This window comes from Streptomyces sp. NPDC053431, from assembly GCF_044544925.1.
Lineage (GTDB): Bacteria > Actinomycetota > Actinomycetes > Streptomycetales > Streptomycetaceae > Streptomyces.
In genome coordinates this window covers 109,154-122,568 of the sequence record NZ_JBITXX010000005.1, presented here as the reverse complement: position 1 = coordinate 122,568, position 13,415 = coordinate 109,154, and the positions used below count along the sequence as shown (strand labels likewise).

Here is a 13,415-nt window from a genome sequence, read left to right as displayed (position 1 = left end):
CCCGTCAAGTCACCTGCTGTCACACGTTCTTCATGCTCCGTGCATGGTCCTGGTGCGGCTCCCCCGCGCACGATCGACAGACGCCGGGTCCGACCCGGCCCGGTCGTACCCGCACCCGAGGAGCAGTCCCCCATGCCCAGCCGCCGTACCTTCCTGGCCGCTTCGACCGCGACGCTCGGTCTGACCGCCGTCACCGCCACGACCGCCGGGTCGGCCCAGGCGGCGCCCGCGGTGACGGTCCCGGACACGCAGGACGGCTCCGGCACCCGGCTGCCGAACATCGTCGTCGTCCTCGCCGACGACCTCGGCTACGGCGAACTCGGCGCCTACGGCCAGAAGCTGATCACCACCCCCCGCCTGGACCGACTCGCCGCCGAGGGGCTCCGCTTCACCGACGCCTACTCCACCGCCGCCGTCTGCGCACCCTCCCGCTGCTCCCTGCTGACCGGACTCCACACCGGCCACTCCACGGTCCGCGCCAACCCCTCCTCCGGCGGCCAGGGCTCGCTCACCGCCACCGACACCACCTTCGCCCAGGTGCTCCGGGCGCGCGGCTACCGGACCGCCGTGATCGGCAAGTGGGGCTTCGGACCGGAGGCCGCCGGCCAGGACAGCCATCCGGCCGCCCGCGGCTTCGAGGAGTTCTACGGCTACATCGACCACAGCCACGCCCACCAGTACTACCCCGAGTACCTCTGGCACAACGCGGTCAAGGAGCCCATCCCCGCCAACGCCGGCGGCGCCCAGGCCGTGTACGCCCCCGACCTCCTCGAACAGCACGCCCTGGAGTTCATCGACACCCACACCGCCGAACCGTTCCTCCTGCTGCTCACCCCGAACGTCCCGCACGCGCCCAGCGACATCCCCGACACCAGCGCCTACGCCGACCGGAGCTGGACGGCCGCGAACAAGGGGCACGCGGCCCAGGTCTCCTCCTTCGACTCACTGGTCGGCAAGGTGGTCGACCGGCTCCGCGCCCTCGGCCTGGAGCAGGACACCGTCGTCCTCGTCACCAGCGACAACGGCCCCCACGAGGAGGGCGGGGTCGACCCCGACCTGTTCGACGCCAACGGGCCGCTGCGCGGCTACAAGCGCAACCTCTACGAAGGCGGCGTACGCGTGCCCCTCATCGCCTGGGGCCCCGGCCGGGTCCAGCGGGGCACCAGCAACCGCCCCACCCCGCTGACCGACGTCCTCCCCACCCTCGCCGAGCTCGGCGGCGCCCCCGCCCCCACCGACGTGGACGGGCTCTCCGCCGCTCCCCTGCTCGCCGGCAGCCCCGACTCGGCGCGCCACGGACACCTGTACTGGTTCCGCGACGAGCTGGGGGTCACCAGCCGGGCCAACGCCCAGGACGACAAGCGCGCCACGTGGCTCGCCGAGGCGGTCCGCAGGGAGAACTGGAAGGCCGTGCGCTTCGCCCCCGAACGCGACCACAACCTCCCCGACGACAAGTGGCAGGTGGAGCTGTACGACCTGGCGACCGATCTCGGCGAGACCCGCAACGTCCTCGACAAGAACCCCTCCAAGGCCGCGGAACTGGTGGCGCTGATGCGCTCCTCCTGGAAGGACTCCTATCCGCGCACCCCGTTCGGGACCCGCCTGACGTTGCCCCGCCTTGCCGTCCCCGGCCAGGCGTTCACCGTGACCGCCACCCTGGACAACGGTTCCGCACGGCCCTGGACCACCGCCGCGCTCGGCCTGCGCGCCCCCGCCGGATGGACCGTGACCTCCGCCTCCCCGACCACGGCCGGGGAGCTCGCCGTCGGCGCCCGGCTCACCGCCTCCTGGCAGGTCACACCGCCCGTGGACGCCACCCCCGCGACCACGTGGGAACTCACCGCGGAGGGCACCGCCCTCACCCCGGCCGGCCCGGTCCACTACCCGGCGACGGGCACCGTCCCGACCCCTCCCCCCGCCCCCACACGCGACTCCTACCTCTCCGACCTCACCTGGATCAGCGCCACCAACGGCTGGGGACCGGTGGAACTCGACACCTCCAACGGCAAGAGTGCCGCCGGCGACGGCCCGCTGATCTCCTTCGGCGGTACGACGTACCCCAAGGGTCTGGGCGTCCACGCGCCCAGCGACATCGCCTACCACCTCGGCGGTGCCGCCGTGCGCTTCACTTCCCTGGTCGGCATCGACGACTTCTCCGCCAAGCAGAGCACCCTCGGCGCCACCCGCGCCAAGGTCTACGGCGACGACCGCCTGCTCCTCACCACCCCCACCCTCACGGCCGCCACCGGCCCGGTCCAGGTCGACCTGGACGTGCGCGGCGTCCGCGTCCTGCGACTGGTGGTCGAGGACGCCAACAACCGCACGTCCTACGACCACACCTCCTGGGCCCTGGCCCGGGTCACCGTGTCCTGACACCCGCACCCACCTGCCAGAGGCCGTCTCGGATCACTCCGAAACGGCCTCTTCGGCGGTCAGGGGGAGGGGGTGCTCACGCAGGCTGGAGACACCGGAACGGAACACGGCGCGAACGATGGGACCGGGCATGGACGCCTGAGGCGGGGGATCACCAGCCGCGGCAGGGCAAGGGAGCCACCGGCCCGCTTGCCGTGGTCTTCCGCATCCACGGCGCCGGTTGACGGGAGGCGCGCGGGGCGGTGGCCGGCAACCCGGCCACCGCCCCTTACCCGCCCGCGTTCACCGCCGTACGGGTCAGGCCTTGACGTTCACCGCCGCCCAGGCGGCGTCCACGGCCCGGACCTCGGCGCTGCCCGCGCCGTAGAGGTCGGCGGCCGCCTTCAGGGTGCCCTCACGGGCACCGTGGTAGTCCGTGGTGGAGGTGAAGTACGCGGTCAGCGCCTTGTACCAGATCTGCACCGCCTTGTCGCGGCCGATGCCGGTGACCGTGGAGCCGTCCACGGTCGGGCTGTCGTAGTGCACTCCGTTGATGTCCTTCGCGCCGCTGCCCTCGGACAGCAGGTAGAAGAAGTGGTTGGCGACACCGGAGGAGTAGTGCACGTTGAGGTTGCCGACGCCGGCACTCCAGTAGTCGGCCGAGCCGCGGCCGTCCTTGCTGGGCTGGTCCTGGTAGCGCAGCGGCTTGCCGTTGCCGAAGATGTCGATCTTCTCGCCGAGCAGGTAGTCGCCCGGGTCCTGGGCGTTGTTCGCGTTCCACTCCACCGCGGTGCCGAAGATGTCCGAGGTGGCCTCGTTCAGGCCTCCGGACTCGCCGGAGTAGGTCAGGTTCGCGGTGGCGGAGGTGACGCCGTGGCTGAACTCGTGGCCGGCCACGTCGAGCTGCGTCAGCGGGTGCTGGTTGTTCGCGCCGTCGCCGTAGGTGATGGTGAAGGACTGGTCGTTCCAGAAGGCGTTCTGGTAGGCGTTGCCGTAGTGGACCCGGGAGACCGGGGCGCGGCCGTCGTTCTTGATGCCGTTGCGGTGCAGGACGTCCTTGTAGAAGTCCCAGGTCTCGGCGGCGCCGTAGGCGGCGTCGACGGCGGCGGTCTGGTTGTTGCCGGGGGTGCCGTCGCCCCACGCGTTGTCCGCGTCGGTGAACAGGACGCCCTTGCCGCCCGTACGGTGCTGGAGGTCGACGACACTGGCGCCGCCGCGCACGGTGTCGACAAGGTCGAAGCCCTTCGACGACGTGGTGGAGTTGAGCGCGACGGTGCCGCTGTACTGGCTGACCCCGGTGCCGGCGGCGCCGACCTGGGGGCTGCCCGGCTTGGCGGTCGCGGAGCCGGCCTTGGCGGTGAGGCCGCCGGCTATGTCGTCGATCAGCTGCTGCTCGTACAGCTTCCTGCCGGTGTTCGCGTCGGTGACGACGCGCAGCAGGCTCGGAGTGACGCCGTCCTCCTGGATACCGCTGACGACGGTCTCGTAGGCGAGGACGGGCTTGCCGTCGGCGGCCCAGATGACCTTGCGGGGGGCCTCGTCGGTGGCGGCGTCCGTGGCTCGCGCGGCCTTGGCGGCCTTGACCGCGGCGGACTTGGCGGCGGTCGGAGTGAGCTTCGGGGTCAGGGAGGAGACCTTGATGGCCGCCTTGACGGCCTTGGTGACGTCCTTGACGGCGCCGTCGGGGGCGCGGTGGACGATGAGGTCGCCGCCGAGGACGGGAAGGCCGGCGTAGGTGCGCTCGTAGCGCGTGTGGACCGTGCCGTCGGCGTCCTTGACGACGTCCTTGACGACCAGCTTCTCCTTGGCTCCGAGACCGAGCGACGAGGCGGTGGCCGTGACGGAGGCCCCGTCGCGGGGCTCCGGAGCGGCACCCGCCGACGCGGTGGCGGCACCGGCCGCGATCAGGGTGCCGGTGAGGACGACGGCGCCGGAGGTGAGGGCGAGCCGCCGTGCCGTGCCACCGGCGGAGGAAAGCGAGGACATGTGGTTTCTCCAAGGGTTCATGGGGAGTTGGGCGGGATCGCCGCCCACCCGTTCAAGGCGGACTGCCGTGATGGGCAGGGACATTCGCAGCCCGTCGCGCACATGTCACGTGAGACATAAGGTGATTCGACCGGTCGTGACGGATTTGCCGCCCGTCTCTTCACGAGAAGGAAGGGCCCACGACACACGGCGACACGCTGGCGCCGAATTCCGAAACGCGAGCGAAAGGAGCCCGACGGGGCACACGCCGCGCCAGGTGCACCGCGGAGCCCCCGTAAGGGAATCCGAATGTGATGCCCATCTCTCCTCTTCGGGCGATTCGCGGTAGTTGGCGAGCATTTTCATTGCGAAGACATGAACAGAGAAACACTCTAGACATCCAAGGCAATACCGCTGATCCACCTTCGAATCTGGCTCATTGCGCCCGTGTCGATCTTTCGATCTAATGCTCAATGCCTGGAGCGGTGACCCCGTCTCCGACGTGATCCAGGGCGTTCCCCCACAGTCGGCGCGCCCCGAACGAGCGGGAGTGCGGCAGCGTGGCAGTGGTATCGGTGGTGAACGCGTTCCGGCGTGATCGGGTCGGGATCGTCTCGTTCCACGTCGTCGGGTTCTTCGTGCTCCTCGCCCTCGCGGCGCCTCTGATCACCGCCCTCTACGGCAAGAACCCGACCGAGCACTACGGCCAGAACGAGGCCGGCCTCCTGAGTCCGGAGGGCCTGCCCCTGCTGCCCGACGGCGGCATCTCGGCCGAGCACTGGTTCGGCATCGAGCCCGGCCTCGGGCGTGACGTCCTCGCCCAACTCCTGTACGGCATCCGCACCTCGCTGCTGATCGCCTTCACATCGGCCGCCGTCGTCGCCGTCATCGGCGTTGTCGTCGGAGTGGCCGTGGGTTATCTCAGCGGGCTCGCCGACCGGGCGTTCACCTTCGTATGCAACGTCCTGCTCGCCTTTCCGAGCCTGCTGTTCCTGCTCACGCTGGGGCCGGTCATCCAGACCCGCTTCGTCGCACCCGACGAGAACGAGCCCCCGTGGATGCAGTTCGCGGTTCTCATCCTGGTCTTCTCCGCCTTCGGCTGGGTGCCGCTCGCGATGGTGCTGCGCACGGCCGTACGATCCCTGCGCGAGCGGGAGTTCGTCGAGGCGGCCCGGGCCCTCGGTGCGAGCCGGCGGCACATCGTGTTCCGCGAGCTGCTGCCGAACGTCTGGGCGCCGGTCCTCGTGCACATCACCCTCACCGTGCCCGCGACGGTCACCACCGAGGCCGCGCTGTCCTTCCTCGGGGTCGGGATCAACGAGCCCGTCCCCGACTGGGGCCGCATGATCTCCCGGGGCGCCGACGTCTTCTACGACGACCCCACCTACATGGTCTTCCCCGGCGCCTCGCTCCTCGTCTTCGTCCTCGCCTTCAACCTCCTCGGCGACGCCGTGCGGGACGCGCTCGACCCGCACACCGTCCGCTGAGCCCCGCACCTTCTCTCCCCCTCATCGGCAACACCCGCACCACACGATGGAGTTCGTCATGCCCGCAATCACCCTGCGCGCCGCAGCCGTACCGGTTCTCGCCACCACCGTCGCCCTGCTGCTGTGCTCATGCTCCGCAGGTGCGGGCGCGGGCACAGGCGCCGGGCAGGGCAGGAACAGCACCGCCGCCAAGAGCGGCCAGCGGCTGACCACCACCCTCGGCACCGTCAAGGACAGCCAGGGCCCCGCCCCCGAGATCCCCGGCGCCCGCAAGGGCGGCACCGTCACCGTCGCCAACCAGGCGGACTTCCCGCACCTCGACCCGCAGAAGATCTACGCCGGCGAGCGGTACAGCACCTCCCTGCTGTGGGGCCGACAGCTGACGCAGTATCAGATCGTCGACGGCAGGCCCCGGTTGGTCGGCGACCTCGCGACCGACACCGGCACCTCCACCGACGGAGGCCGCACCTGGACGTACCACCTGAAGGACGGCATCGCCTGGGAGGACGGCAAGCCCGTCACCGCGCAGCAGGTCAAGTACGGCATCGAGCGCACCTTCGCGCCCGGCTTCGAGGTCGGCCCCTCCTACTGGCAGCCCTGGCTCACCGGCACCAAGGACCTCACCGAGGCGGTGAAGAAGTACGGCGGCCCCAAGAAGGACGGTGACCTCGAGGCGATCGAGACGCCCGACGACAAGACCATCGTCTTCCACTTCCCCCAGCCGCAGTCCGACGTGCCGTACATGGCCGCCCAGTCCTCCTCCTCACCGGTCCGCGAGGACAAGGACACGGGCACCGGCTACGACGTGCAGCCCTTCGCCACCGGGCCGTACAAGATCGTCGAGCACAAGCAGAACCAGAGCCTCACCCTGGAGCGCAACCCGTACTGGAGGCCGGAGACGGACTCGATCCGACACGCCTACCCGGACCGCTTCGAGTTCACCTTCGGCAAGGAGGCCCTCAACACCGCCCAGGAGGTGTTCACCGGCCAGGGCGCCGGTGCGACCACGCTCACCACCAAGGACCAGCTGCCGCCGGAGCTGATCTCGACGGTCGAACGCGACCCCGCCAAGCGCAAGCTGGTCGTCTCCGGCAGCAAGGGCGCCTACACCCAGGACCTGTACATCAGGAACGACCGGGTCACCGATCCCGAGGTCCGCAAGGCCATCCACTACCTCTTCCCGCGCGAGCAGGCCCGCCAGGTCCTCGGCGGCCGCTACGCCGGCGACTTCGCGACCACCCTCTCCTCGCCGGCCGTCGTCGGCTGGAAGAAGTACGACCTCTACCCCGTCTCCCCCGCCGGCGACATCACCAAGGCCAAGGAACACCTGGCCAGGGCGAAGACGAAGGTCACCCGACTGACGTACGCGTACCCCACCGAGAGCCCGGCGGACGACCAGGTCGCCCAGGTCCTCGCCGACGCCTTCGCCAAGGCCGGGATCAAGCTCGTGCTGAAGGGCCTTCAGCCCGGCGCGTTCAACGACCAGATCTTCGGCGGGGAGGACAGCCCGTACGACCTGTTCCTGTCCACCAACTCCGTGGACTGGCCCACCCCGTCGACCCTGCTTCCGCTCGGCTACGAGAGCCACCTGGACGCGGTGTCCAACACCATCCGGTACGCCAACCCGCAGGTGGACGAGGAGCTCGCCCGCATCGCGAAGATCGGTGACGCCCAGAAGAAGGCCGAGGAGCTGATCACCCTGGAGAGGACGGTCATGAAGGACGTCCCCCTGGTGCCGTTCCTCTACAAGAGCGTCTCCCAGTTCCGCGGCGAGAAGATCGGCGGCGCCGCCATCCACCCGATCTACGGCGTCACGGCCCTGGCCGACGTGTACGTCAAGAACTCCTGACCTCCTGCGACCATGACCCGTTACCTCCTCAAGAGGGTCGCGCAGGCCGTGGCGGTACTCTTCGCGATCACCGCCACGGCCTTCGGGCTCTTCCACGCCGCCCCCTCCGACCCCGCCCTGATCGCCTGTGGCCCCAGGTGCACCTCCGCACAGCTCGCGGCCGTCCGCACGAGCATGGGCCTCGACCAGCCGATCGCCTCCCAGTTCACCGACTACGTCGGCGGCATCGTCGTCGGCCGCACCATCGCGGACGTCGACGGCACCCCGATCCCCTGCCCGGCCCCATGCCTCGGCTACTCCTACACCCTCCACCAGCCCGTGCTCACCGCCATCGGGGACCGCCTCCCGGTGACCGTCTCGATCGCGGTCGGCGCCCTCGCGGTGATCCTGGTCCTCGGTGTCGGCTCGGGCCTGGTCGCGGCGCTGCGCCGGGGCACCGCGACCGATCGTCTGCTGTCCGGCTTCAACCTGCTGGGCGCCAGCGTCCAGATCTCCTTCCTCGGCTACGTGGTCCTGTTCCTGCTCGTCTACTCCACGGGCCTGTTCCCACCCCCGCGCTACGTGCCCTTCGCCGACCGGCCCGGCCAGTGGGCCCTGGGCCTGATCCTGCCGTGGCTGGTCCTCGGCTTCGTCAACGCCGCCGTCTACGCCCGGCTGACCCGCTCACAGATGCTGGAGACCATGCACCACGGGTACGTCCGCACGGCTCGCGCCAAGGGCCTGGGCACCCTGCGCACCCACCTCAGGTACACGGCGCGCGGAGCGGCCGGCCCGCTGGTGCAGCTGCTCGGCCTGGAGGTCGGGGCATTGCTCGGAGGCGCGTTCATCACGGAGACCGTGTTCGGTCTCGGCGGCGTCGGCAAGCTGGCCGTGGACGCGGTGACCGGCAACGACCTGCCCACGGTCGTCGGCACCGTCCTCGTCGCCGCCTTCTTCGTCGTCGTGTTCGTGGCCGTGGCCGACCTGGTGGTGGCCTGGCTGGATCCCCGAGTGAGGCTCGCATGAGCGATCGACCCGCATTGAGCGTCCGCGATCTGGCGGTCACCTTCCGGACGCCGCACGGCCCGGTCCCGGCCGTCCGGGACGTCTCCTTCGACGTAGCACCGGGCGAAGTCCTGGGCCTCGTCGGGGAGTCGGGCTCGGGCAAGTCGACGATCGGCCTGGCCGCCCTGGCCCTCCACGACCCGGCGCGCACCCACGTCCGGGGCAGCGTCCGACTCGGCGGCGACGGCCTCGAACTGGTCGGCGCACCCGAACCCGCCCTGAGGCGGATCAGGGGCGCCCGGGTCGCGATGGTCTTCCAGGACGCCCTGGACGCGCTGTCGCCCTACCACACGATCGGCGCACAGGTGGCGGAGGCGTACCGCGTCCACCACCCACGGGCCGGCCGCAAGGAGGCGCTGGAACGGGCGGCGGCGATGCTGGAACGGGTGGGCATCCCGGCCGCCCGCGCCTCGGACCACCCCCACCACCTCTCGGGCGGCATGCGCCAACGCGTCGTCATCGCCATGGCGCTCGTCAACGATCCGGGCGTCCTCATCGCCGACGAACCCACCACGGCACTGGACGCCCGAGTCCAGCACCAGGTGCTCGGCCTGATCCGCGAACTCCAGTCGGAGGCCGGGACGGCCATGCTCCTCATCACGCACGACGTGGGCGTGGTGGCGAGGACATGCGACCGCATGCTGGTGATGCGCGACGGCGAGGCGCTCGAGGAAGGCCCCACCGAACGCCTCCTGGCCGCCCCCGCCCACCCCTACACCAAGGCCCTCATCGGAGCGGCTCCCACCCTGGACACCGTCCCCGGCACCCGTCTTCCCACGGTCGACGACCCGGAGCCGGAGCCACGCGCCAAGGCCCGCCTCCGCGCCGCCCCCGATCCCGGAGTCCTGGCCGAGGTGCGCGAGCTGCGCGTGGACTACCCGGGCCGCCGTCGCACCCGCCCCCAGACCGCGGTGAAGGGCGTGAGCCTCCACGTGGCACGCGGGGAGACCCTGGGCCTGGTGGGCGAGTCCGGCTCGGGCAAGTCCACCCTCGCGCGAGCCCTGGCCGGCCTGCGCCGTCCCACGAGCGGGGAGGTCCGCTTCGACGGCCGGGACGTCTCCGGGGCGGCGACGGACACGCGTCTGCGCCGGGAGCTGAGCCGGGAGGTCCAACTGGTCTTCCAGGACCCGTACGCGTCGCTGAACCCGCGCCACACGGTGGAGCAGATCGTCACCACGCCCCTGCGCATCCACACGGACCTGGACCGGACGGAACGCCGGAAGCGGGCGGCGGAGCTCCTGGAACAGGTAGGCCTGTCGCCGTCGCACCTCTCCCGCCACCCACACGAGTTCTCCGGCGGTCAGCGTCAACGCATCGGCATCGCCCGCGCGCTGGCAGTCCGCCCGCGTCTGGTCATCGCCGACGAGCCGGTGTCGGCCCTGGACGTGTCGGTCCAGGCGCAGGTCCTGAACCTCCTGATGGACCTGCGCGAGGAGCTCGACCTGTCGCTGCTCTTCATCTCCCACGATCTGGCGGTGGTGCGGCACTTCTGTGACCGCATCGCGGTCCTGAAGCAGGGCGAGCTGGTGGAGGTGGGTCCGAGGGACACCGTCTTCGACTCACCGGCCGCCCCGTACACGAGGGAACTACTGGCCGCGTTCCCGCACCACCTTCCGACCGCTGCCGGCCGGCCCGCGCAGCACGCCGGTCCATGCCCGGCCCGGCACGCATCATCACCACCCTCCTCATCCCCGAGGCGCTGGGCCCCCTGATCCTCAGCTACACCTTCGTCTTCGTCTCCGTGGTCGACGCGACCGCGACCGCGACCGGCGATGCCGTGCCCACCGTGGCGGACAGCCGGTCGTCGACGCAGGCCGCGATCGCGGGAGCGACGACGTCGGTCACCTCCGGGCGCCAGCCCGGGACGGCGTTGACCTCGCAGACGGTGTAGGAGCCCTCGGCGGTGAACAGCAGGTCCACCCCGGCGATGTCCAGGCCCAGGACACGCACCGCGGCCAGCGCCAACTGTTCTGCCTGTGGATGGCGGCCCACGCACCTGGTGGCGGTCCCGCCCTTGGCGATGTTGGCGGCGAGAGAGTCGTCGTGGGACGTGTGCACGACGGTGTCCACCACCGTGTCGTCCACCACGACCACGCGCATGGAACGCCCGTGGGAGTGGGCCACATGCTCTTGGAACAGGAACGGCGATGTCTGTGCGAGGCTGCCGGCCATCTGGTGCAGCAGGTTCGAGTCGGAGGCGAGGAACACCTGGGCGCCCTTGGTTCCGCGGACGGACTTCACGACGGACGGTGTGGGCAGGTGGGGGCTTCGGACGACGCCTTCCAAGGGTGCGGTCGCGTAGGAAAGGGTGTCCGGCACCGGCAGCCCGGCCAGAGCGAGCTCCTGCACCTGCCACACCTTGTTCCGGCAGGTGAGCTGCGCGTCCAGAGGGTTGACCAGGCGACTGCCCAGGCGTTCGAGATGCCGCAGGAGTGTCACCTCGCGGTCGTCGCGCATGGTCCCCGGCAGGTGCCGCACGCAGACGACCGCGGGGGGCGGCAGGGCCGTGCCGCCCAGGGTGCTCAGCATCAGTCGCCCGCCCCTGACCCCGAACAGCAACTCGTCCGTGTGCCATACGGCGAAACGGCGGCCGTACCGCTGCGCGAACGCCGTCGCCAGATCGCGGCTGCAGCGGCGGAGCGCGGTCGGCTGCTGCCGTACCAGCATCCACACATCGGCAGGCCCGGCACATGCCGACTCGGCACGACGGTCCGTCACCAATGGGAGCTCCTCACATGTCCGCGGCCGGCCGCCCACTCCGCACCGGCCCCCTGGGCTTTCCCTCACCATGGGCCACATCCCCCACGCTCTCAAGGGGGCCCGTGACGGCAACCACCCCGGTGGCTGCCGGCGCTCTCGAAGCCGTCGCACACGCCTGGCGTACGGCCCGGCCTGCGACCTCTGGGCACGATCAATCGAAAGCACCTGTGTGCCCTGGGGCCGGACGCCTGGCTCGCGGGAGGCGGGGGAGGCGGTCGTCGCATAGCGTCGACGCAGGCGCGTGCGGATGGACACGCCGACGGACACGCGTCCGCATCCGCGTGCGGACAGGCCGGCGGGCGTGTCGCGCGGCGACCCGGTCGGTCGGGCCCGCCCCCGTACCGCCAAACGGCGGACGTTCGGGCCCGCGTCGGCAAAGGCTTCGAGGTGAGGAGGGAAACCGGTGGACCAGACCCTGCCGGAGCGCGCGTCCACGGTGGCGCTGCGCGTCAACGGAACGGACCGCTCGCTCACCCTGGACCACCGCACGACCCTGCTGGACGCGCTGCGCGACCACCTCGACCTCACCGGCACCAAGAAGGGCTGCGACCACGGGCAGTGCGGTGCCTGCACCGTCCTCCTCGACGACCGGCGCGTGAACAGCTGTCTGCTGTTCGCCGTCGCGTGCGCGGGCCGTTCCGTCACCACCGTCGAGGGCCTCACGGACGGCGAGCGCCTCCATCCGGTCCAGGAGGCGTTCGTCGCCCGGGACGCCCTGCAGTGCGGCTACTGCACACCGGGCCAGATCTGCTCGGCCGTGGCCCTGCTGGACGAGGCGGCGCGCGGCGAACCCTCGCACGTGACACCGCCGGAACGACCGCCCGGTGAGCCCGTCACCCTCACACCGGACGAGATCCGGGAACGCATGAGCGGGAACATCTGCCGCTGCGGCGCCTACCCGAACATCGTGGCCGCGATCGAGGAGGTCGCACGGTGAAGCCCTTCGCGTACGTGCGCCCCGAACGCACCGAGGAGGCCATCGCGCACCTCGCGGCCCACCCCGGCGCCCGCTTCCTGGCGGGCGGCACCAACCTCGTGGACCTGATGAAGCTGGGCGTCACCGGCCCGCCGCTGCTCGTCGACCTCGGTGCCTTGCCCCTCGACAGCGTCGCGGAGACCCCCGAGGGCGGCCTGCTGATCGGGGCGACCGCGCGCAACAGCGACGTCGCCGCCCACCCCGACGTGCGCACCCGCTACCCCGTGCTGTCCCAGGCCCTGCTGGCCGGCGCCTCGCCCCAGCTCCGCAACGCGGCCACCACCGGAGGCAACCTCCTCCAGCGCACCCGCTGCCCCTACTTCCAGGACACGTCCACGCCGTGCAACAAGCGTCTGCCCGGTTCCGGCTGCCCCGCCCGGGAGGGCGTCCACCGGGACCTCGCGGTCCTCGGCCACTCCCCCCACTGTGTCGCCACGCATCCCTCGGACATGGCCGTCGCCCTCGCCGCCCTCGACGCAGAGGTCCGGCTGCGCGGGGCGGACGGCGAGCGGACGGTGCCCGTCGCCGCGTTCCACCGGCTGCCCGGCGACCGCCCGGACCTGGACACCGTCATCGCGCCCGGCGAACTCATCACGGGCGTGACGCTCCCCGCGCCGCCGCCCGGCGCGCTCAGCGCCTACCGCAAGGCCCGCGACCGCGCCTCGTACGCCTTCGCGCTCGCCTCCGTAGCCCTCGTCCTGACCGTAGAGGACGGCCATGTGGGGCACGCCGCCCTCGCTTTCGGCGGTCTCGCCCACAAGCCCTGGCGGGCGCGGGCGGCGGAGGAGGTGTTGCGGGGCGCGCCGGCCACCACCGAGACCTTCCGGCGGGCCGCCGATGCCGAACTCGCCGCCGCCGAGCCCCTTCGCGACAACGGCTTCAAGGTGCCGCTGGCCCGAAACCTCGCCGTGCGCCTCCTGGGCGACCTCGCGTCCCGCGCCGCCGCGGCCGCCCCGTGACCCCCACGACGCGCCCGCACCCG

The 13,415-nt window shown here is 71.3% G+C and carries 9 protein-coding genes; 7 read left to right on the top strand and 2 right to left on the bottom strand.

Going from position 1 to position 13,415, the window contains the following annotated elements; genetic code table 11:
* Nucleotides 1-132 precede the first annotated feature (132 nt).
* Nucleotides 133-2,373 (top strand): sulfatase-like hydrolase/transferase, encoded by a 2,241-nt coding sequence (locus ACIGXE_RS15245; RefSeq protein ID WP_399747336.1) that lies wholly within the window; start codon nucleotides 133-135, stop codon nucleotides 2,371-2,373.
* Nucleotides 2,374-2,670: 297 nt separating this feature from the next.
* On the opposite strand, the gene ACIGXE_RS15240 is transcribed toward ACIGXE_RS15245, so the two are convergent.
* Nucleotides 2,671-4,338: a M4 family metallopeptidase gene (locus ACIGXE_RS15240; RefSeq protein WP_399747334.1), complete on the bottom strand. Its 1,668-nt coding sequence runs from the start codon at nucleotides 4,336-4,338 to the stop codon at nucleotides 2,671-2,673.
* A gap of 539 nt (nucleotides 4,339-4,877) precedes the next feature.
* On the opposite strand from ACIGXE_RS15240, the gene ACIGXE_RS15235 reads away from it, so the two are divergent.
* From ACIGXE_RS15235 to ACIGXE_RS15220, 4 genes are read left to right on the top strand one after another with little or no spacing between them, the layout of a single operon-like run.
* Complete coding sequence (locus ACIGXE_RS15235; protein ID WP_399747332.1) at nucleotides 4,878-5,804, top strand: ABC transporter permease; 927 nt, start codon at nucleotides 4,878-4,880, stop codon at nucleotides 5,802-5,804.
* Between the two features lie 58 nt (nucleotides 5,805-5,862).
* Nucleotides 5,863-7,653, top strand: coding sequence for an ABC transporter substrate-binding protein (locus tag ACIGXE_RS15230; protein ID WP_399747330.1), 1,791 nt, complete (start codon nucleotides 5,863-5,865; stop codon nucleotides 7,651-7,653).
* A 12-nt stretch (nucleotides 7,654-7,665) separates the two neighbouring features.
* Nucleotides 7,666-8,658, top strand: a complete 993-nt coding sequence (locus tag ACIGXE_RS15225) for an ABC transporter permease (RefSeq protein ID WP_399747328.1) — start codon at nucleotides 7,666-7,668, stop codon at nucleotides 8,656-8,658.
* Nucleotides 8,655-10,409 carry a dipeptide ABC transporter ATP-binding protein gene (locus tag ACIGXE_RS15220; RefSeq protein ID WP_399747326.1) on the top strand — a complete coding sequence of 585 codons (1,755 nt, stop codon included), beginning with the start codon at nucleotides 8,655-8,657 and terminating at the stop codon, nucleotides 10,407-10,409. The genes ACIGXE_RS15225 and ACIGXE_RS15220 overlap by 4 nt, the downstream gene beginning before the upstream one ends.
* Nucleotides 10,410-10,416: 7 nt before the next feature.
* Here ACIGXE_RS15220 and ACIGXE_RS15215 read toward each other — a convergent pair whose 3' ends face one another.
* On the bottom strand, nucleotides 10,417-11,364 hold the full coding sequence (locus tag ACIGXE_RS15215; RefSeq protein ID WP_399747323.1) for a RimK family alpha-L-glutamate ligase: 948 nt from the start codon (nucleotides 11,362-11,364) through the stop codon (nucleotides 10,417-10,419).
* A gap of 496 nt (nucleotides 11,365-11,860) precedes the next feature.
* On the opposite strand from ACIGXE_RS15215, the gene ACIGXE_RS15210 reads away from it, so the two are divergent.
* Nucleotides 11,861-12,394, top strand: coding sequence for a 2Fe-2S iron-sulfur cluster-binding protein (locus tag ACIGXE_RS15210; protein ID WP_399747321.1), 534 nt, complete (start codon nucleotides 11,861-11,863; stop codon nucleotides 12,392-12,394).
* Nucleotides 12,391-13,392 carry an FAD binding domain-containing protein gene (locus ACIGXE_RS15205; RefSeq protein WP_399747319.1) on the top strand — a complete coding sequence of 334 codons (1,002 nt, stop codon included), beginning with the start codon at nucleotides 12,391-12,393 and terminating at the stop codon, nucleotides 13,390-13,392. The genes ACIGXE_RS15210 and ACIGXE_RS15205 overlap by 4 nt, the downstream gene beginning before the upstream one ends.
* The last annotated feature ends 23 nt before the right edge of the window (nucleotides 13,393-13,415 follow it).

What these genes read in the sequence shown, in the direction of transcription:
- ACIGXE_RS15245 (WP_399747336.1), top strand. Translation starts at nt 133, where the DNA reads ATGCCCAGCCGCCGTACCTTCCTGGCCGCTTCGACCGCGACGCTCGGT.
- ACIGXE_RS15240 (WP_399747334.1), bottom strand. Translation starts at nt 4,338, where the DNA reads ATGTCCTCGCTTTCCTCCGCCGGTGGCACGGCACGGCGGCTCGCCCTC.
- ACIGXE_RS15230 (WP_399747330.1), top strand. Translation starts at nt 5,863, where the DNA reads ATGCCCGCAATCACCCTGCGCGCCGCAGCCGTACCGGTTCTCGCCACC.
- ACIGXE_RS15225 (WP_399747328.1), top strand. Translation starts at nt 7,666, where the DNA reads ATGACCCGTTACCTCCTCAAGAGGGTCGCGCAGGCCGTGGCGGTACTC.
- ACIGXE_RS15220 (WP_399747326.1), top strand. Translation starts at nt 8,655, where the DNA reads ATGAGCGATCGACCCGCATTGAGCGTCCGCGATCTGGCGGTCACCTTC.
- ACIGXE_RS15215 (WP_399747323.1), bottom strand. Translation starts at nt 11,364, where the DNA reads ATGCTGGTACGGCAGCAGCCGACCGCGCTCCGCCGCTGCAGCCGCGAT.